General features: G+C 37.7%; 14 protein-coding genes. 8 read left to right on the top strand and 6 right to left on the bottom strand.

What is annotated here, in order from left to right:
- Positions 1–37: 37 nt before the first annotated feature.
- From P278_RS11995 to P278_RS11985, 3 genes are all read right to left on the bottom strand, one after another.
- Positions 38–2,062, bottom strand: a complete 2,025-nt coding sequence (locus tag P278_RS11995) for an alpha/beta hydrolase family protein (RefSeq protein WP_038267099.1) — start codon at positions 2,060–2,062, stop codon at positions 38–40.
- Positions 2,063–2,139: 77 nt separating this feature from the next.
- The gene (locus P278_RS11990; protein ID WP_038267096.1) at positions 2,140–2,964 is read right to left on the bottom strand and encodes a ZIP family metal transporter; all 825 of its coding nucleotides are present in this window, start codon (positions 2,962–2,964) and stop codon (positions 2,140–2,142) included.
- A gap of 4 nt (positions 2,965–2,968) precedes the next feature.
- The gene (locus tag P278_RS11985) at positions 2,969–3,625 is read right to left on the bottom strand and encodes a metal-dependent transcriptional regulator (RefSeq protein ID WP_200909618.1); all 657 of its coding nucleotides are present in this window, start codon (positions 3,623–3,625) and stop codon (positions 2,969–2,971) included.
- 98 nt (positions 3,626–3,723) lie between these two features.
- Between P278_RS11985 and P278_RS11980 the strand changes: the two genes are divergently transcribed.
- Positions 3,724–6,066 (top strand): TonB-dependent receptor, encoded by a 2,343-nt coding sequence (locus P278_RS11980; protein WP_038267094.1) that lies wholly within the window; start codon positions 3,724–3,726, stop codon positions 6,064–6,066.
- 4 nt (positions 6,067–6,070) lie between these two features.
- Here the strand turns inward: P278_RS11980 and P278_RS11975 are convergent, their stop codons facing one another.
- Entirely contained in the window at positions 6,071–7,045 is a 975-nt protein-coding gene (locus tag P278_RS11975; RefSeq protein ID WP_038267091.1) for a polyprenyl synthetase family protein, read from the bottom strand.
- Between the two features lie 131 nt (positions 7,046–7,176).
- Here P278_RS11975 and P278_RS11970 point away from each other — a divergent pair, with 131 nt between their 5' ends.
- From P278_RS11970 to P278_RS11955, 4 genes are read left to right on the top strand one after another with little or no spacing between them, the layout of a single operon-like run.
- Positions 7,177–7,779 carry a TetR/AcrR family transcriptional regulator gene (locus P278_RS11970; RefSeq protein ID WP_038267088.1) on the top strand — a complete coding sequence of 201 codons (603 nt, stop codon included), beginning with the start codon at positions 7,177–7,179 and terminating at the stop codon, positions 7,777–7,779.
- The gene (locus P278_RS11965) at positions 7,776–9,131 is read left to right on the top strand and encodes a TolC family protein (protein ID WP_051413546.1); all 1,356 of its coding nucleotides are present in this window, start codon (positions 7,776–7,778) and stop codon (positions 9,129–9,131) included. The genes P278_RS11970 and P278_RS11965 overlap by 4 nt, the downstream gene beginning before the upstream one ends.
- Before the next feature lie 43 nt (positions 9,132–9,174).
- A complete protein-coding gene (locus P278_RS11960; protein ID WP_038267087.1) occupies positions 9,175–10,347 on the top strand; it encodes an efflux RND transporter periplasmic adaptor subunit in 1,173 nt (390 codons plus the stop codon).
- Between the two features lie 3 nt (positions 10,348–10,350).
- Complete coding sequence (locus P278_RS11955) at positions 10,351–13,875, top strand: efflux RND transporter permease subunit (RefSeq protein ID WP_038267084.1); 3,525 nt, start codon at positions 10,351–10,353, stop codon at positions 13,873–13,875.
- Positions 13,876–14,177: 302 nt separating this feature from the next.
- Here P278_RS11955 and P278_RS11950 read toward each other — a convergent pair whose 3' ends face one another.
- Both P278_RS11950 and P278_RS11945 read right to left on the bottom strand, forming a co-directional pair.
- On the bottom strand, positions 14,178–16,244 hold the full coding sequence (locus P278_RS11950; protein ID WP_051413545.1) for a response regulator: 2,067 nt from the start codon (positions 16,242–16,244) through the stop codon (positions 14,178–14,180).
- A gap of 88 nt (positions 16,245–16,332) precedes the next feature.
- On the bottom strand, positions 16,333–16,842 hold the full coding sequence (locus tag P278_RS11945; RefSeq protein WP_038267079.1) for a DUF456 domain-containing protein: 510 nt from the start codon (positions 16,840–16,842) through the stop codon (positions 16,333–16,335).
- 122 nt (positions 16,843–16,964) lie between these two features.
- On the opposite strand from P278_RS11945, the gene P278_RS11940 reads away from it, so the two are divergent.
- The 3 genes from P278_RS11940 to P278_RS11930 are packed head-to-tail and all read left to right on the top strand — an operon-like array spanning position 16,965 to position 20,452.
- Positions 16,965–17,327 carry a BlaI/MecI/CopY family transcriptional regulator gene (locus P278_RS11940; protein ID WP_038267075.1) on the top strand — a complete coding sequence of 121 codons (363 nt, stop codon included), beginning with the start codon at positions 16,965–16,967 and terminating at the stop codon, positions 17,325–17,327.
- Between the two features lie 2 nt (positions 17,328–17,329).
- Positions 17,330–19,297, top strand: coding sequence for a TonB family protein (locus P278_RS16440; protein WP_038267072.1), 1,968 nt, complete (start codon positions 17,330–17,332; stop codon positions 19,295–19,297).
- Between the two features lie 9 nt (positions 19,298–19,306).
- Positions 19,307–20,452 (top strand): tetratricopeptide repeat protein, encoded by a 1,146-nt coding sequence (locus P278_RS11930; RefSeq protein WP_038267070.1) that lies wholly within the window; start codon positions 19,307–19,309, stop codon positions 20,450–20,452.
- Positions 20,453–20,466 lie beyond the last annotated feature (14 nt).

Here is a 20,466-nt window from a genome sequence, read left to right as displayed (position 1 = left end):
GTTTTGATTTAGCAAACCCCGCCCTTCTTCGGTGGGGTTATTTTTTATATTTTTCAAACCATGCTATTGTATGTGCAATCTTGGTGATAAGATTGCTTGGTCTTCCCGCAATATTATGACTTGCGCCTGGTATTTCAACTAATACAGTTTCTTTCTTACGTAATTTTAATGCGTGGTAATATTGCTTTGCTTCGCTGGGAGGGGTTCTTAGATCGTTCATTCCTACCATTACCATTGTCGGTGTTTCTACATTGGCAACTAACGACAGCGGAGAAAACTTCCAGTACCCTTCAACATTCTCCCAGGGTTGTCCGGGGTATCTGTAGTGGGCATATCCGTAATAATTATCTGCTACCAAAGTTTTGCTGATCCAGTTAATTACGGGCTTTGCAACTACGGCGGCATTAAATCGGTTATTTTTCCCAATAATCCATGCAGTCATTATGCCGCCTGCACTTCCGCCGGTTACAAACATATTATTGACATCAACAATTCCCTGGTCTATTAAATGATCTACACCATCCATTACATCATTATAATCTTCTCCCGGATAATTGTTATACAAAAGGTTAGCGAACTCTTCTCCATAGCTGGTGCTTCCTCTTGGGTTTGGATAAAAGACTAAGTAACCCTGCGCTGCATACAATTGCATTTCGGTAGAGAATCGATCACCATAATTGAGAATTGGACCGCCATGGTTTTCCACCAATAGCGGGTATTTTTTTCCTTTTTCATAGTTTGGAGGATAAACAATCCATCCTTGAACATCTCGGTTATCCACTGACGATTTGTACCATACTTCTTCTACTTTTCCCAGGTCTCTGTAAGCTAAAAGGTCGTCATTAAGTTTGGTAATAACTTCTGAAGATTTACCTTTTATGACCGCAATGGCTGCCGGATCGTAAGGAGTGGTTCGTGTATAGGCAATTACTCCCTTGTCAGAAATAGAATACGAACCGCTTGGGTAGGGTCTTCCGACAGTGGTGCCTCCTAAATTATCCGCAATTTTTTTAATATTTCCATTGAGTCCGACGTAACCTATTTTGGAATTGCCTTTGTTGTCATAAGTGAAATAAATTCCTTTCCCGTTTTGGTTCCACTGTATATTTGAAACACTTCGGTCAAGGGTTGCTGTTAATTCTTTTTTATTGGAACCATCAGCACCCATAATATGTAGGGTTCTGTTTTGATAAGCCTGAATTTTGTCATCATTACTGATATAGGCAATATGCTTTCCATCGGGGGAGGCTACCGGATGATAGTCGGGTCCTTTTCTGGAAGTCAATGATTTTATCTCTGTGGTTTCCGTATGAACACTATAAATTTCACTATTTCTAAAATCATATTCCCAATCATCATTTCTATTGCCTGAAAAATAAATGAGTTTACCATCAGGAGACCAAGAAATGTTACCACTGTGATTGTAATTACCATGGGTCAGCTGTCTGGCAGAACCGCCATCAGCTGGTAATAAAAAGATGTGATTATACCCGGGTTTTATATAACCTCTACCATCAGCCTCGTGCTTTAGCCTGTCAGTGATTCTGGGAGCTTCCGACCATTTGGCGCCTTCGGGTTTAGACGGCATTTTGGCAATTACAGGAGCTTTTTCTGCTATGTTCATTGAAAAAGCAATCCATTCTCCGTCAGGAGACCAGCTTATAGAGGATGGGCTTTTTTCTAATTGGGATATTTTGGCAAATTGCCCTGTCTTAATCCAGTAGATGTAAATTTCCGCGCCTTCATCAGAACTACTCACAAAAGCAATCTTTTCGCCATCTGGCGACCATCTCGGAGTTGACTCTGATGTTTCGCGGGAAGTTAGTTTTGTATGCCCGGTTCCATCGATATTAAGGATCCATAGGTTTCCAAATGATCTGTCTTGCATGATGTCAAAGCCTATCCTTTGATATACGATGGTTTTTCCATCTGGAGAAATTTGTGGATCAGAGGCATACTCTATTTCATAGACATCTAAATATGAGAATGCTTTTTTCTGATTCTGAGCACCCAGGTGCAAAATTGAAAATAGCGTTAAAAAGCCAAGGATAAGATTGCGCATTTGATAAGTTTTAGGTATTAAACTTAGCGAATAATACCCAACCAATCAACAATAATTTATAATTATGGATGCAATGACTATCCCAAAGCAACATCTAATGTCATCATCACCAGAAAACCACCAATAAACCCTAAAGTTGCTATATCGGTAAATTTATCTTGCTGCGTTTCCGGTATTACTTCTTCCACCACTACATAAATCATGGCTCCCGCAGCAAATGCTAATGCATAAGGTAAAGCAGGTGTGAAGAAAGTGACTGCTACCGCACCGATAACCCCGGCAATGGGCTCTACAATAGCTGATAACTGACCATACCAAAAGCTTTTGCGCCTGCTGAGTCCCTGTCTTCTTAAAGGCATGGAAACAGCAATACCTTCCGGAAAGTTCTGTATTCCTATACCCATGGCTAATACCACTGCGCCCGCAATTGATGCTTCAGGAATTCCTGCCGCCACTCCGCCGAATAATACACCTACAGCTAAGCCTTCAGGAATATTGTGTAAGGTGATAGCCAGTACCAGTAAGGTGGTACGATGCCAGCCTGTATCAATACCTTCCTTGTCACTGGGTTTAAAATTTATGTGAAGATGGGGAAGGAACTTATCCAGAACAAACAGGAAAAGAGCGCCCAATCCAAAGCCCACAACAGAAGGAAGTACTTTTTTGAAACCTTCTCCTTCACTCATTTCAATGGCAGGAGCTAAGAGACTCCAAAAACTTGCAGCTACCATTACTCCTCCAGTGAATCCTAGCATTCCATCCAGAACACTTCTTTTCATTGTTTTGAAAAAGAAGACGAACGAGGCTCCAAGAGCGGTTAAAAACCAGGTAAAAGAAGTTGCTAATAAGGCTCCCCAAACAGGGTCAATCGACTCAAAGAATGAAATTATTTCTTTAAACATTATATTATTTGTTTTTCTTAATGTAAATGTTATTTGCTGTTAAAGCTGATATGTTGATCTGTTCTTGATTAACTCTTATTTGCATAGAGTTATCAAAGGCTTCTTTTTCGATGATATCGATGATGTCTCCCAGGGATAATTTCAGTTTATCCAGATATTGCAAAAACTCAGAAGAAGAGTTTTCAACCCCGACAAAGACTCCAGATTCCTCAGCTTTACACGATGCGAGAAGTACTTTGTCTAGTTTTTGAATATTTCCATGTTTATCGGGAATTGGATCGCCATGTGGATCTACTTTTGGATATTCTAAGAATGAATCGAGTTCCTCTACCAACTTTTCTGACTTAATGTGCTCAAGTTGTTCTGCAACTTCATGGACTTCATCCCAATTGAAATGTAATTTTTCAACGAGAAACACTTCCCAAAGCCGATGTTTTCTGATCACTTTTGCGGCATGAAGTTTTCCGGGCGCCGTGAGTTCCACGCCTTTATATTTAATGTATTTCACAAGGTCTTTTTCAGACAATCGTTTCACCATGTCTGTTACAGATGAAGCTTTGGTGTCCATTTGGTCGGCAATGGCATTCGTCGCAACGACCCCCACACCATTATTTGACAAGTGAAAAATGGCTTTTAAGTAATTTTCTTCAGAACGAGTCATTATACTTTTAAGTTTAGGCAAAAATACATTTTTATTTACAAAAACAAATTTTTAGATTTGCCTAAAAATAATTTTACCTAATTAAAAATTTAAATTAAATGCCACCTAAGTTGTTAGTTTTGGTTTTAGTATTGATGAGTTGCAGTTTGGTATTCTCACAAGAAAAGGGAAGAGTGAAAGGTATTGTAAAGCATGATGGGCACGCGGTTGAATTTGCCAACGTATACTTACCTGAAATAAATGTTGGTGCCGTAACAGATGATTTGGGTGCCTTTGAATTTGCAGTACCGGTTGGAGATTATGAGTTAGTGGTTTCAAGTATAGGGTTTAAAAAGATCACAAAAAAGGTTAAGGTGATTAAGGATGAAACACTCGATTTAGAATTTTATCTCAAAGAAGACGCATTGGGACTTGATCAGGTAGTGGTGTCTGGTTCCCGAAATGAGCAAAACAGAAGAGAGGCTCCGGTGATTGTGTCTGTAACCAGTGAAGAGGTCTTTAAGGCAACCCAGGCCATTTCACTTTCAGAGGGATTGAATTTTCAGCCTGGATTAAGAATGGAAACTAACTGTCAGAACTGTGGGTATTCACAAGTTCGGATGAATGGTTTGAATGGAGCCTATTCGCAAATACTTATAAATAGTAAACCAATGTTCAGCTCATTAAATGGTGTTTACGGTTTAGAGCAAATACCGGCAAACATTGTAGATCGAATTGAAGTTGTTCGAGGAGGAGGGTCAGCATTGTATGGTTCTAATGCCATTGCAGGAACCATAAATATAATTACAAAAGAGCCTATTGAGAATATGTTTGAAGTAGCCTCTAATGTCGGGTTTATCGACGGTGAAGCTCCTGATAAATCGTTAACTTTAAATGGTTCGATTGTCAATGAAAAAGATTATGCTTCCGGAATAACCTTCTATGGGATGTACAGAGATAGAAATCCTTACGATAAAGATCAGGATGGTTTTACCGAATTAACCGAATTAGAAAATAAAACTCTGGGTTTTAACGGGTATTATAAGCCAGGGAAGTATAGTAAGTTGAGCGCAGATTTTTTCACTATTTCTGAATTCAGGCGAGGTGGAAATAAGTTGCATCTTCAGCCTTTTGAGTCTGATATAACCGAACAGATAGTGTCTTCTGTGGCAGGGGGCGCTCTTAACTATGATTTATTCAGTCCGGATAATAAACTTAAAACTTCATTTTATGTGTCTGGACAGCATTCTAAAAATGATAATTTCTATGGAGGTAAGGGAGATTCTTTGGAAGAGAGTATTAAAGGCTATGGGAATTCTGAGAATATAAGCCTTTTGGGAGGAGGACAGTTAAGTAATGACTTTGATGATATATTAGGAATGCAAGGGACATTTACCGGGGGAATTGAGTTTCAGTATCAGGAAACGGAAGATGCCAAACCCGGATATAATGCATTTATAGATCAAATGGTGAGAGTCTATGGTTTCTATGCCCAACAGGAGCTTCAGCTTACAGAGCGTTTAAAGGTGCTGGCTGGATTGAGAGCAGACGTTCATAATTTAACTGAAAAGAGTCTCAATATAAATCCCAGGTTTAACCTTTTATACGATTTACAAGAGACTATGCAATTACGTGCAAGTTATGCCAAGGGATATCGGGCCCCTCAGTATTTCACCGAAGATATTCATGCTACATTGGCTGCTGGGGAAGTTTCTTTCGTTCGATTTGCACCGGGATTAAAATCAGAAACATCGGATAGTTATGTAATGTCTTTAGATTTTGGAAAATCTACCAGGGATTTTGATGTTTTATTCACAGTTGAAGGTTTTTATACACGATTAAACGATCCTTTTATTACTGAAGAAGCTACAGAAGAAGAGCTCATTGCTATGGGTATAGAAGCCTCTGAAGGACAGGTGATTTACTTGAAAAAGAATTCGACTGGAGCTGATGTTTATGGGGTCAATTTTGAAGGGAAATTTGCCCCAAGTGACAAACTTTCATTTCAAACGGGTTTAACCCTGCAAAATTCGGAATACGATGAGGTAGTAGGTTGGAGTGATGACGAATCTGTTGTAGATGAAAGAGCGAAGAACTTTTTTAAGTCTCCCGACTTTTACGGTAATTTTATGATTAATTATCAGCCTGTCCAAAAATGGGAAAACTCCATATCCGGAGTGTATACTGGAGGTATGTATGTTCCGCATATGGCTGGCTATATAGATAGTGACAGGTTAGAAGAAACGCCTTCCTTTTTTGAACTGAATATCAGAACCGCCTATACCTTTGATTTAGCCAATCATTTTCAGTTACAAATCAATGGCGGGATACAGAATATATTTAATAGCTTTCAGGCCGACTTTGATCGGGGAGCAGATCGCGATGCAAATTATGTGTATGGTCCTCAAAGACCAAGAACATTTTTTATCGGATTAAAAATTGGAACTGATCTTAACCGATAGACGGTTACACGGTTCTTCCCATAAGCTGTTCTCCAAACTCTTGTAGAACAGCTTTTTTGTGAACGGGGATATCAAGTGTGTTTAATACCTCAAAGGCTTTTTTGGTGTACTTTTCAATGGCTTCTTCGGTAAGTTTAACAGCTCCACTGTTGTGCATTAAAGCTTTAACACTGTCGATCTTTTCAGCAGGATCTTCAGGAGTCGTGTTGAAAAGTGTTTTTAGTGCTTCAGCCCGGTCATCATCAAGGTTTTCTATAGTTTTAATGTATAAATAAGTTTTCTTGTTTTCGATAATGTCTCCACCAACTTGTTTCCCGAAAGTTTCCGGATCTCCAAAGGCATCTAAATAATCGTCTTTCAATTGGAAGGCTATCCCCAGGTTTAAACCAAAATCATAAATTGCCTGAGCTTGTTCTTCCGTTGTACCAGCTACTATGGCGCCCATTTTCATCGCTGTACCCACTAATACAGCGGTTTTATAGGTGATCATTTTCAGATACTCCGATTCACTGACGTCATTTCTCGTTTCAAAATCAATATCATACTGTTGCCCTTCACAAACTTCAATAGCCGTTTTACTAAAGAGCTTAGCAAGGTCTCTGAATTTTTCAGCAGGGTAATTTTCAAAAAATCTATAAGCTACGATAAGCATTACATCTCCTGAGAGTATCCCTGTATTAAGGTCCCATTTTTCATGTACTGTCTTTTTTCCTCTTCGGAGTGGAGCGTCATCCATGATGTCGTCATGAACCAAGGAGAAGTTGTGGAATATTTCGATGGCAAGTGCTGCGTCTAGTGCCTTAGTGTAATCCTCTCCAAAAACTTCAGTAGTCATTAAGGTTAATACAGGTCTTAACCTTTTGCCACCCAAATTCAAAATATAAACCATCGGTTCGTATAGATTTTTGGGTTCCTTAACTGCAACTTTTTGGTCGAGATAAGCACAAAAGGCCTCTCTGTACGTGGCTATTGACGACATATACTAGATATTTTCGGCTAAAATAATATTTATACTGCCACTCTCAATGATAAATTGAATGTTAAATAACCTTAAAACTTTGGAAACTTTTTTTGTTTTTAAAGTTTCCATGTCTAAATTTGCCCTCAATTATGAAAGAAAAAATTATAGAGAAGGCATCAGACATGTTTTTAACTGTCGGTTTTAAAAGTGTGACAATGGATGATATTGCCAATGAAATGGGGATATCAAAAAAAACAATATATCAGCACTTTAAAAATAAAACCGAACTGGTTGAGGCGTGTACGATGCATAGATGTGATTTCATTACCAATGGAATTAATTGTATTCGTGGCCTCCATAACAACCCTATAGAGGAACTATACGATATCAAGGGATTTGTGTTGTCGAATTTAAAAGATGAAAAATCGTCACCATATTATCAATTGCAGAAATATTATCCAAAGGTTCATGTAGCACTTAGAAGTAAGATATATCAGCAAATGGATAGTTGTATCCTCGAAAACCTTAAACGAGGTGTAGAAGAAGGGTTTTTTAGAAAGGATATTGATGTAGATGTGATTTCAAAATTTTATTTCTATGGAATGATGGAATTAAAAAATGGAGATGTTTTTCCTCCTCACCAATATAGTATGCCCTATCTCATGGAAGTGTTCCTTGATTATTATGTAAGGGGGATTGCAACCGAAAAAGGACTTTTAATACTCAATTCAATAATTAACTCAAAACAATGATAAAAATTAAATTAACCTATTTCTTTTTGTTGATATGCGTAGTCGTATCAGCTCAACAACGGACGTTTTCTTTGGAAGAAGCAGTTGAGTTTGCATTAGAAAATAACCGAACAGCGGTTAATGCAACGAGGGATATAGAAATTGCCGAAAAGCAAAAATGGGAAACCACTGCTATCGGACTACCTCAAATTGACGCAACTGTAGATTATCAAAACTTTTTAAAACAACAGGTGTCGTTAATTCCTGCCGAATTTTTTGGTGGAAACTCAGGTGAGTTCGAAGAAGTTGTATTCGGAACAAAGCAAAATGTAAATGCTACGGCAACTTTATCCCAGTTAATTTTCGATGGCTCTTATTTGGTAGGGCTTCAGTCGGCAAAGGTATTTCTTGAAATTTCTAAAAATGCCAAGGTAAAAACAGATTTAGCTGTACGTACTAATGTAATTAGTGCATATGGAAATGTGCTGGTTGCAGAAGAGAGCGTTAAAATTCTGGAAAAGAACAAAGCAACACTCGAAAATAACCTGTTCGAGACTCAAAAAACATTCGAAAATGGTCTGGCGGAAGAAGAAAGTGTAGAGCAGCTTCAGATTACTTTAACTGAAATCGAAAATGCACTCAATAATAGCATAAGGTTAAGAGATATAGCTTACAAGCTTCTAAGCCTTTCCCTGGGTATTGACGTTACTGAAAAAGTTGATTTAACTGATCAACTGGAAGATCTTACGATTCAGAGTCTTGCCATAGAGTTACAAGATGATACAGCCTTTTCAATGGAGGAGAATATCGATTATAAAATTGCAGCGAATGATGAGCGCTCCAAGGAATTATTGGTGAAATTGGAAAAGTCAAGAGCACTTCCTTCTTTATCAGGATTTTTAAACGGGGGGTATCAGGCTTACAATGATGAGTTTACCTTTTTTGATAAAGATCAGGAGTGGTTTGGAAGTTCGTTAATTGGACTTACCCTTAATATTCCAATTTTCAGCTCATTAGAACGAACCGCCCGCACCCAACGTGCAAAAATCGAATATGAAAAGTCAAAAACCGATCTTACCGAGGTAGAACAACGCATAAAGCTTGAATTGGCAAATGCTCAAAGTAATTATGAGTTCTCTGTGGAGAAATATAACATCTCCAAAAAAAATCTCAACCTGGCTGAAAGAATTGAAAGAAAGAACCAGATTAAATTTACAGAAGGAATTGCAACTAGTTTTGAATTACGTCAGGCTCAGGTTCAGTTATACTCGTCACAACAAGATTACCTTCAGGCAATGTTAGACGTAATTAATAGCAAAGTTGAACTCGATAATATTGTTTATTCGGGAGATCTGGTGCCATTAGAAGAATAGAAATATAATAAGTATACCAATTAGAATTCAAACAAAACAATCAATGAAAAAGATATATTCACTATTAACCGTAGCCTTTTTATTAGCCTCTTGTGGAGGAGGTAGTAAAAAATCGACTGACGATGTTATTGCGGAAGGAGATTTAACGGCCATTAAAGAAAAACGATCAGAAATAGTTGCTCAATACGATGAACTAGCCTCTGAGTTAAGGACCCTGGATGCAGCTATTTCGAAGTTGGATACAACATCAAAAGTATCACTTGTTACAGCATTAACCACAAAAGACAGCTTGTTTCATCACTATGTTGAATTGCAGGGTAGTGTGGCGACCAAACAAAACATTGTAATTAATGCTGAATATCCAGGTACCTTATTAGATGTGCTCGTTAAGGAAGGGCAAGCAGTGAGAAAAGGACAGGTATTAGCCAGAATTGATGATGGTGGACTCGCAGCACAGTTAGCTCAGTTGGAAGTACAGGCCGAATTAGCAGCCACGACCTATGAGCGTCAAAAAAGATTGTGGGAGCAGCAAATCGGTTCTGAAATTCAGTATTTACAGGCGAAAACACAATATGAGTCTACTAAAAATGCCGTGGCCCAAATGAAAAGCCAATTGGCTAAGACCAGGGTAGTCGCTCCATTCTCAGGAACCATCGATGAAATTATTACGGATGAAGGATCTGTTGTAAATGTTGGAGTTCCTTTAATTCGCATTGTGAACTTGAGCAATATGTATATTGAGACTGAAGTGCCGGAACGATACCTGTCATCGATAAAAGAAAGTACAAACGTAAAAGTGATTTTTCCTGTGTTAGGAGATGAGGTGATAGAAACAAAAGTACGCCAGGTAAGTAATTATATCAATCCAACAAACAGATCATTTAAAATAGAGGTTGCTGTCCCAAATCATAAAGGACTTATCAAGCCTAATTTAACTGCAAAAGTTCAAATTAATGATTATACCAGTGAGCGTGCTATTCTTATTCCGCAAAGTATTATTTCAGAGAATGCTGAAGGCGAGCAATATGTGTATAAAGTTGGTGAAATAAAAGGGGATAGCGTAGCAACCGCTCATAAGGCTATAATTAAGACTGGAAAAACCCAGGGTGATTATGTAGAGGTGATCGAAGGACTTGCCAATGGGGATGTAGTAATACAAGAAGGAGCACGTCGTGTTCAGGAAGGACAAAAAGTAAAAATTTTAGACAACAAATAAGCCATGGCTGATAATAGTAAAAAAATAGATAAGGAATTTCGATTATCCTCGTGGGCGATAGATAATAAAACTACGATCTATGTGATGATATCTATCTTCTTGGTGCTGGGACTTTCAGCATATTTTGGAATGCCAAGAGAAGATTTCCCTGAGGTAAAGGAAACCAAGATATATATCAGTACCCCTTATCCGGGGAATACGGCTGAGGATATTGAAAAGCTAATTACCGACCCGCTTGAGGAAAGTTTGAAAAACGTAAGTAATGTTGTTGAGATTTTATCTACATCTCAGGAGGATTATGCAATTGTTACCGTTGAGTTCGACGATGGAATTTCGGTAGAAGCTGCTAAGCAAAAGGTAAAAGATGAGGTCGATACCGAAAAAGCAAGTGAAGATTGGCCGGTTTTTAATGGAGCTAAAGTAGAGCCCAATGTTTTTGACCTGAATTTTTCGGAAGAATTCCCAATAATGAATGTGAACTTTTCTGGAGACTATCCCGTCGAAAAGTTGAAAGAATATGCAGAGTATCTTGAAGACAGGATCGAAGATCTTGAAGAAATTAAACAGGTAGATATACGCGGAGCTCAGGAAAAAGAAGTTGAGGTTGCAGTAGACATCTATAAAATGATGGCGGCTAAAGTAAGTTTCGACGATGTTATTAATGCTATTCGCAATGGGAATGTAACCATGTCTGCCGGTAATTTAATTACCAGTGGGCAACGAAGAACCATTCGAATTTTAGGGGAGGTCGAAAACCCAAAGGAGCTGAATAATTTTGTGGTTAAATCAGATAATGGCGCCGTTTACCTAAGAGATATTGCTCGTGTTAGTTTTAAGGAAGAGGAGAAAACCACCTATGCAAGAGAGTTTGGGAATAATGTAGTCATGCTCGATGTTAAAAAAAGAGCAGGTAAAAACATGATTGAAGCTGCTGATAAGGTGAAGGCGGTTGTTAAAAAAGCGGAAGAAGATTATTTTCCCGGCGATTTAAAAATTTCCATTACCAGTGACCAATCAGAAAAAACATTAAACCAGGTTAGCGACCTGGTAAATAATATCATATTTGGTATTATTTTGGTAGTGGGAGTTCTGATGTTCTTCCTTGGATTCAGAAATGCTTTATTCGTTGGTTTTGCAATTCCAATGTCTATGTTTATGTCCTTCATGATACTGAATGGAATGGGATATACACTAAATACCATGATATTATTCGGATTGATCATGGGGCTGGGGATGCTGGTGGATAACGGTATTGTGGTTGTGGAAAATGTGTACCGTTTAATGGAAGAGGAAGGAATGTCTAGAATTCAAGCAGCTAAAAAAGGAATTGGTGAAATTGCATTCCCTATTATCATTTCAACCGCTACCACGGTTGCCGCATTTATACCACTGGGTATGTGGCCTGGGGTAATGGGTGAGTTTATGAAATTTTTCCCGATTACCCTGTCAGTAGTTCTTGGTTCATCACTCTTTGTAGCAATTTTCATTAATTCCATGCTGGTTTCTCAATTCATGGAGATCGGAGAAAAGGTTTTGACCAAAAAACAACTCATTAGATTGAGTCTGATTTTAATACCTCCGGGGATATTTATCTTGATCTTTGGTGGGCCTGTCAGAGGGTTTGGAACGTTAATGATATTTACAGCCGGCATGTTTTGGTTGTATAAATATGTGGTTAAAAAATGGGCGAATCGTTTTCAGCGCAATACCTTGGTAAAGTTAGAAAACAAGTACAGAAACTTTCTAAGATACGCCCTCGGCGGTTGGAGACCACGTGCTTTTGTGATAGGTACTTTTGCTTTGCTAATAACCGTTTTTATGTTGTTTGGAATGTCTATAGGCAGTGGGAGAACTAAAATTGAGTTTTTTCCAGACAATAAACCAAATCAGATCATTGTATATGTAGAATATCCCCAGGGAACAGATATCGATAAAACCAATGCGCTTACAAAGGATATAGAGAAGCGGGTATATGCTGTTCTTAACGAAGATGAGTATAAGAATGGAGGTTATAACTTCATGGTTGAATCTGCGGTTGCTCAGGTAGGTGAAGGAGCTGGAAACCCACAAACGGATGGAGGTTCCTCAGCTGAAATGCCACATCGAAGTAAGATTACCGCTACTATGCGTGAATATAAATTTCGTAATGGCAAGGACTCTGAAGAACTAAGAAAGAAAGTTCAGGAGGCTTTACATGGAATCTATCCGGGTGTTGCAATTTCTGTGGAAAAAGATGCGGTCGGACCTCCTGTGGGATATCCTATTAATATTGAAATAAGTGGTGAAGATTATGACGAATTGATTGTTGTAGCAGAACAAATGCGTGACTTTATCAATAACCGAAATATTCCGGGTATCGAAGAACTTAAAATTGATGTGAATAAAGGGAAGCCTGCAATGAAGGTGATGGTCGACCGGGAAAAAGCCGGAGAACTAGGTGTTTCTGTCGGACAGGTGAGTAATCAGTTAAGACGTTCTTTATTCGGTGAGAAAGCAGGAGTTTACAAGGAGTCCGGAGAAGATTATGATATCAATGTGAGATTCAATCAGGAAGACAGGTATAATAAAAGCGCCTTGTTTAATCAGAACATTATTTTTAGAGATCCTTCTGACGGGCAGATCAAGGAGATTCCTGTATCGGCAGTAACCACTCAAAAGAATACCTCAGGCTTTAGTGCCATAAAACATAGAGACACAAAACGTGCTGTAACTGTTTATTCAGGACTGTCTCCCGGTTTTACAGATGCTGGAGCTGTTGTTGCTGAAATTGAAAGGGAAATGCAAAGCTTTGATACCCCGCAGGGCATAGAATTTGATTTTACCGGTCAGATCGAAGAACAGCAAAAACAAATGCAGTTTTTACTCGGAGCATTTTTTGCCGGACTAGGCTTGATCATGTTATTGCTGGTGTTTCAGTTTAATTCGATCTCTAAGCCAACCATTATAATGATTGCCATTTTCCTGAGTTTAATAGGAGTGTTTGGTGGTTTAATGGCAACGGGATGGTCTTTTGTGATCATGATGACCATGATGGGAATTATATCGTTAGCCGGAATTGTGGTGAATAACGGGGTTGTTCTTCTTGATTACACCCAGTTATTGATAGATCGAAAAAAGCATGAACTCGGCATGGAAGAAAGTGATTTGTTGAATATTGAACAGGTAAAGGATGCTATTGTCGATGGTGGTAGAGCAAGGCTTCGTCCGGTACTTTTAACTGCTATCACAACCATTCTTGGCTTGATCCCATTAGCAATCGGACTCAATATTGATTTCTTCTCCTTGTTCACTAATTTCAACCCGGAAATATATTTCGGAGGAGATAACGTGATCTTTTGGGGGCCGTTGGCATGGACGGTGATTTTTGGACTGTTCGTCGCTACTTTCTTAACTCTAATAATGGTGCCGTTAATGTTCTTAATGGTGTATAAAGTGAAGATATGGTTTAGATCAAGAGTCAATTCTAAAAATGAGAAAAAGGAAGAGGAGACCGAGGTGGCTAAAGAAAAATTAGCATATACCGAATAAACAAAAAACCAGGTTTACCTGGCTTTTTGTTTATTAAAAAATAAAGATCAATTAAATGATTGTCGACGAAATAATTTGTCAGTAATAAAAATGTCTTTATATTTGCTGTCCGGTCATTTTGAAATCGATAAATAATGAGAAAGCAAAATAGCTTTTTCATCAAAAATATAAATAAGAGCTCTCTTACTATTGGGAGCTTTTTTTGACCCATTAATGTTTAGTTGTGTTGTTTATCACGCATTAGCGTGAGGTTTAGTAGTTAAACCAATGAAAGGCTTTTCCGCCGAGGCGGAGGGCTTTTTTTATTTTATCACATGTTGTTCTGCAAAATAATAATACAGTTTTACATAGAGTTTTTTCAATGAGAACGGTTTGGTAATGTAGTCGTTCATTCCAACACTTATAGCTTCATCAATTGCTTCCTTTGTTACATTGGCAGATAATCCAAAAATAATCACATTAGAATCAAATTCTCTTATGAAACGAGTGGCATCAAATCCATCAAGTTCCGGCATATGAATATCCATAAAGATAAGGTCGTAACGATTTGATCGAGCCATTTCAATCGCAACATGGCCATTTTTTGCTACATCCGGATCTTTTATTCCAAAGCGTTCAATCGATTTTTCCAGCACCGTTATGTTTAACTGGTTGTCATCGACAATAAGTACTTTTAAATCCCTTAAATTAAGTGCAGATGAGTTAATCTGTTCCTCCTGCTTGGGTTGTTTGCTTGTTAATGGGAAATGAAGTTTTACTTCAAACTCAGAACCTATTTTTTCCGAGCTGCTTACTTTAATAGTCCCTTTCATTAATTCTAGTAACTGGTAGGTGATGGTTAGGCCTATTCCACCGCCTTCATGTTTTTTTGTTTTTCCGGAATCAACTTGGGTAAACCTATTGAAAATGGAACTTAATTTATTTTTTGGGATGCCAATACCTGTGTCCTTAACTATAATTTTCAGGTATAATTTTTGGAATTCTATACGTTCATCATAAATGATCTCTATTGCTCCATGATCAGTGAACTTGATTGAGTTTCTGATGAGATTGGTGAATATTTGCCCAAATTTACCAGCATCACCAACTACATTATGATGGTTGTTGCGAATGAATTGTAACGAGAGGTTTATTTTTTTATCCTGGGCACTTAGCTTGTAGAGCTCTTTAATGTTTTGTAATTCTTCTGCAGGAGAAAAGACATCTTCCTTTAAAACTGTTTTACCTGACTCTATGCGGTCAAATTCTAAGATGTCATTTATTAAGTTCAGGAGCTTTTTTGAAGAAAGGTCCATCAGGGATAAATACTTTTTATGATTTTCACTTAATTCGGAATCTTTGAGCACCTCGATGAATCCTAAAATTGCATTAAGCGGAGTACGGATTTCATGACTCATATTAGATAGAAACTCGGTTTTGGCCTTCGATGCTTTTTCAGCTTTTAACCTTTCTTTCTGCAAAGATTGATTTAAATGAATCAGGCGTTCGTTAGACTCGTAGACCTTTTTGTTTTCCTTTCGGGTAGACATATAAAAGTATATCAGGAGACTGGTCAATATAGAGAACATCAGCCCTGCGGCTAGCGATAGATTCGCAATCTGCTTCTTATTAATTATGGGATGCTGGTTGAGAGGAGAGAACCAAAAGGTCCACTCTTTATTATCCAGTCCACTTAATTTTACAAGCCTTTTTACAAAATGCTGTTCTTTAAAACTGCTGGTTTCAAGCTTGTTGTATTCATAGAAGGTTGTTTGGTTCTGATCTTTTATTAATACCGCATATTCTTCTTCTAAACTACCAAGAATAAAATTAAAATCAGATGTGAAGTCCATCCCGGCAGTAATCGTACCTTGAAACTTATCATCAAAAAATACGGGAATATCTACCAAAAATGCATTTCCACCTTGCGTCATAGTGGCCCATGGAGTTATATTGATGGTGGAGTCTTTAACGTGCTTTTTCCATTCATCGGCGCGGTATTCTACTTTGGAAATGTCTAGATTTAGTGCTTTTTCATTTCCCTTCTCAGGGACTATTTTTTTAATGACCATCGAACTGTCAATCCATTCGATGAACTGAAAGGAATGGTTTTGCTTTAGAATTACAGAAGCATCTTCATTCCAGTATCTATAGTACATTCCATCGGTTAATTCCAGTCTGTTTTTCAGATTGTTGAGTTCAATAATATCATTATATACTATATGGGTGAACTCTTTGATTGTTTGAATACTTGTGGAGTTTAATTCCTTCTCTAACTCATTGTCGATGGTTTCAATGAAAATGCCATATAAAAAGTACGCTACACATGTGAGGAGGACAAATGTAGAAATCGAGATAATGTGCCTTTTTTCAAATCGTGGAAGGGGCATAGTTGTTTGTACGTTTGGGATACAAAAAAACTCATTTTTTATTTAAAACTCCCTAAAAGTAAGTAATTTATGTTTGAATCAAAAAATATCAAAAACTAAACAAGGCTTCACTATTCGTGATAATTACTTTAATAAAGATAACAAGGTAGGCTATGGCCACAGCAAACTTCAAAAAAGTACCGGTTAAAAAGCCAATAAAGGAACCAAAAGCAGACTTTAAGGCATTCTTAGAATCAGCCTTATTAATCAATTCGCCAACAAATGCACCAATAAAAGGCCAGATGATAATTCCTAATATACCTAATACCGGAAATATGATAGCGATCACCAAACCTACAGTAGTACCAATCATTCCAGCTTTGGAGCCTCCGAATCGTTTGGTCCCTACGACAGGAATAATATAGTCTAAGACAAGAATCAGGATAGCTATCACAAGTGTTATGCCTAAAACCCACCAGTTATCGGGTACAGATTTAGTGAGGTATAGAAATAACAGACCTACCCAGCTTAACGGTGGACCAGGTAGAACAGGTAAAAAACTACCCAGAATGCCTAAAATTATGAATACAAAACCTAATGCTAAAAAGAGGATGTCCATGTACTATTTTATTTGTTTGACGAAGATATAGAATCTTTGTTACATATATTTTATAACTAAACAATTAGTTTAAACTAAAAAATTAGTTATATTTGCATTAATAAACTAAAACATTAGTTGATATGAAACAACTAACAAAAGCCGAGGAAGAGATCATGCAGTGGCTGTGGACTTTAGAAAAAGCCAATGTAGCCACCATCATTAAGAATTTGCCGGAGCCAAAACCCGCCTATAATACGGTTTCTACGATTATTCGAATCCTGGAAAGCAAAGGCTTTGTAGGGCATGAAAAAGAAGGGAAGGGGTATGTGTATTATCCGCTGTTAAAGAAAGAGGAGTACAGCAATCAATCGCTTAATAAGCTAATGGACAATTACTTTCAGGGTTCCTTTAAAAGTATGGTATCGTTCTTTGTCAAGAAGAATGACATCAGCCTGAAAGAGATGGAAGCCATTTTAAAAGAGTTGAACAAAGAAGACGAATAATCATGTTACACTACATTATCCAAACCATAGCGTTCCAATTGCTATTTCTTTTAGTATACGATGTGTTGCTAAAGAAAGAAACCTTTTTTAACTGGAACAGGGCGTATTTAATTATCACGCCACTACTTTCGTTAGCACTGCCTTTCATTCAGTTGGATTCCTTTAAAGAAGTAGTGCCCCAGGCATATGCGATGCAATTACCTGTTATCGTTTTAGCGGAAACCACGGTTACAGAGAGCCAGGCTGCACAGGCCTCCTTGTTGCCAGATTTATTCTGGTGGCAGTGGTTGTTGCTTGCAGGAAGTTTGCTAAGTGTACTTTGGTTTGGATATAAGTTATATAAGATCTATCAATTAAAACGACAAGGAAAGATCCACTGGTATCAGGAATATACTGAGGTGCTCTTGACCAAGAGTGAAGTAGCCTTTTCCTTTTTTAAGCATATTTTTCTCGGAGATAGTATTAAAGAGAAGAATCATCAGCATATCATCGAACACGAGCTGGTGCATATCAAAGAAAAGCATACGTGGGACTTAATGCTGTTCGAACTCTTACGCATCGTATTTTGGTTCAATCCACTCATCTATATCTATCAGGCACGAGTTTCAGAGTTGCATGAGTTTATAGCCGATGCGCACACGGCAAAGAAATCAAAGAAACAATCGTATGAGCTGTTATTGGAACAAGTGTTCAATACAGAACATATATCATTCATCAATCAATTTTTTAATCATTCATTAATCAAAAAACGAATCGTTATGTTACAAAAAACAAGATCTAGAAAAGTCTGGCAATTAAAGTATTTGCTAATGGTACCTTTGGTATTAGGCATGTTGGTTTATACTTCATGCGAAAAAGAGGCTAAAGAAGAATCAACACCGGAGAATACGGTCCTGAATACTGAGGATGTTCCATTTACAGTTGTAGCTCAAAAACCTACATTTAAAGGTCATGAAAATGACGAAAATTTATTTGAGAGTTTTAAAGAGGAAATTAATGCCCATGTTCGAAAGCACTTCACTTATCCAAAAGAGGCTATGGAAAATGGAGAAGAAGGAAGAGTATATGTATTGTTTAGAATTGATACCAACGGAGAGGCTGAGGTACTAAGATTAAGAGGTCCCGCTAAATCACTTGAAAAAGAGGCCAACAGGATTATCGAGCTACTTCCGCAACTGAATCCGGGTAGAGATAAAAGCGACAATGTCGTTCCTGTAAGTTTTGCTTATCCTATATCTTTTAGTCTAGACACCCCTACTCCTGGCGAAAATAAACCCATGAATAAACAAGATGGAGGACCTGAGGTGCCGTTTGCGGTAGTTTCTCAAAAACCGGCATTTCCAACTTGTATTGATATAATTGAAAAAGAACAATTTCAGTGTTTTAAGGACCAGCTCGATGCCCATGTAAGAAAGTATTTTCGTTATCCTAAAAAAGCTCATGATCAAGGAGTACAAGGAAGAGTGTATGTTCAGTTTAAAATTAATCCTGACGGATCTACTACGGTAATGAGAACCAGGGGGCCACATGAGTTATTAGAAGCTGAAGCCAAAAGAATCATTAATGCATTACCGGTAATTGAACCAGGAAGAGATGATAATGGAAATGCCGTGCCTGTGACTTTTGCTTATCCAATTGTTTTTAGGTTATCAGATCAAACTAAATTTACAAAGGTGTCAGATAAACAAACTTCAATGGTAAAACCTAACGCAGGAGCTCGTGCTGTTTACCAAGAGTACGATTCCTCATTGGAATCGGGTATAGTTAAGGGGAATGTATCTAATAATGGAAAAGGGCTACCGGGCGTGGCAATTGTCATTGAAGGTACCAGCAAGGGAGCTGTAACTAATTATGACGGTGACTTTGCAATCAAGGTAGAGAAAGGACAAAAACTGATTTTTCAATATAAAGGGTTACCAAATACTGAAGTAAAGATTGCTGATAATAATGTTTTAAAGATTATAATGTAATCTGACTTCATGAAAACTTTTGTTCGATTAATTGTAATGTTTTGGGTTTTAGTAGCCGGGGCGCAAGCCCCGGTTTCCAATGAAGCTGACAACCTCTTTAAAAATGGTCATTATACCAAAGCCATTAATTTATATGCCCGAAACCCATCTTATACTAATCAGTTAAAAATTGCCCAGGCATACGTCGCGTTGGGAAACCTGGATAAAGCGATCCTGCAATATGAAGGTATTGTTTCCAAAAATCCGGAGAAGTTGCTTCCACAAAAAGAATTAGGAAAGCTTTATTTTAAAACCAAACAGTTTGAAAAGGCCGAAAACACCTTCCTTCTACTCACACAGAAAGACTCATTGAATCCGGATAATCATTATCGATATGGGTTGTCGGTTGAGGCTTTGGGAAAACGTGATAAGGCCAAAGACAGCTTTAAAAAAACCTTTCATCTCGATACCACTCATATTAATAACATTAAAGAATTAGGGGCTTATTACCTTAAAAAAAAGTATATGGATTCGGTTCATTTCCTGGTAGACAAAGGCCTGAAGGTAGCTCCTACAAATGCGCAATTACTCAACCTGAAGGCATTAGCTCATTATAATTTTCAGGAGTACAACAGTGCCATTCCATATTTCGAACAGCTTATCAAACAACGCTATTTGGAAACCTACATTTTTATGTATTTAGGACATTGTTATGAAAAAGACTGGCGAAATAAAGAGGCTATAGACAGTTATTTGGGAGCGATCGGTATCGACAATGCCAATAGCGATGCTTATTTTAATATTGGAAATATTTACAGAAAGGAAAAGCAGGCAGATAGCGCAATCGTTTATTTTAAAGAAGCCATAACGGTGAAAAGAGTAGATCTCTCCAGAGAATACCATGCTATAGCAAGTTCCTACAGAACCAAAAGAGATTATAAAAAGGCCCTGGATTACTATTGGTTAACCTACGAACAAAATCCTGATGATTACATCACTTATTACAATATCTGTTTTGTAAGTGATCATTATTATCAAGATCCAAAAACGAAAATCAAGTACTATCAAAACTACCTGGATAAGTTTGGAAACCATAGGTTTGGTAAACGTTATCGGGTACATGCAGAAAAACGCATATCCGAATTAAAAGCCGAAATTCATCTTGCAGCTGATTGATGAAAAAAATGTAA

Source organism: Zhouia amylolytica AD3 (assembly GCF_000511935.2).
Taxonomy (GTDB): Bacteria; Bacteroidota; Bacteroidia; order Flavobacteriales; family Flavobacteriaceae; genus Zhouia; species Zhouia amylolytica.
This window is presented reverse-complemented; position numbering and strand designations above follow the sequence as displayed.

What these genes read in the sequence shown, in the direction of transcription:
- P278_RS11990 (WP_038267096.1), bottom strand. Translation starts at nt 2,964, where the DNA reads ATGTTTAAAGAAATAATTTCATTCTTTGAGTCGATTGACCCTGTTTGG.
- P278_RS11975 (WP_038267091.1), bottom strand. Translation starts at nt 7,045, where the DNA reads ATGTCGTCAATAGCCACGTACAGAGAGGCCTTTTGTGCTTATCTCGAC.
- P278_RS11940 (WP_038267075.1), top strand. Translation starts at nt 16,965, where the DNA reads ATGAAACAACTAACAAAAGCCGAGGAAGAGATCATGCAGTGGCTGTGG.
- P278_RS11980 (WP_038267094.1), top strand. Translation starts at nt 3,724, where the DNA reads ATGCCACCTAAGTTGTTAGTTTTGGTTTTAGTATTGATGAGTTGCAGT.
- P278_RS11955 (WP_038267084.1), top strand. Translation starts at nt 10,351, where the DNA reads ATGGCTGATAATAGTAAAAAAATAGATAAGGAATTTCGATTATCCTCG.
- P278_RS11965 (WP_051413546.1), top strand. Translation starts at nt 7,776, where the DNA reads ATGATAAAAATTAAATTAACCTATTTCTTTTTGTTGATATGCGTAGTC.
- P278_RS11945 (WP_038267079.1), bottom strand. Translation starts at nt 16,842, where the DNA reads ATGGACATCCTCTTTTTAGCATTAGGTTTTGTATTCATAATTTTAGGC.
- P278_RS11930 (WP_038267070.1), top strand. Translation starts at nt 19,307, where the DNA reads ATGAAAACTTTTGTTCGATTAATTGTAATGTTTTGGGTTTTAGTAGCC.
- P278_RS11985 (WP_200909618.1), bottom strand. Translation starts at nt 3,625, where the DNA reads ATGACTCGTTCTGAAGAAAATTACTTAAAAGCCATTTTTCACTTGTCA.
- P278_RS11970 (WP_038267088.1), top strand. Translation starts at nt 7,177, where the DNA reads ATGAAAGAAAAAATTATAGAGAAGGCATCAGACATGTTTTTAACTGTC.
- P278_RS11995 (WP_038267099.1), bottom strand. Translation starts at nt 2,062, where the DNA reads ATGCGCAATCTTATCCTTGGCTTTTTAACGCTATTTTCAATTTTGCAC.
- P278_RS11960 (WP_038267087.1), top strand. Translation starts at nt 9,175, where the DNA reads ATGAAAAAGATATATTCACTATTAACCGTAGCCTTTTTATTAGCCTCT.
- P278_RS16440 (WP_038267072.1), top strand. Translation starts at nt 17,330, where the DNA reads ATGTTACACTACATTATCCAAACCATAGCGTTCCAATTGCTATTTCTT.
- P278_RS11950 (WP_051413545.1), bottom strand. Translation starts at nt 16,244, where the DNA reads ATGCCCCTTCCACGATTTGAAAAAAGGCACATTATCTCGATTTCTACA.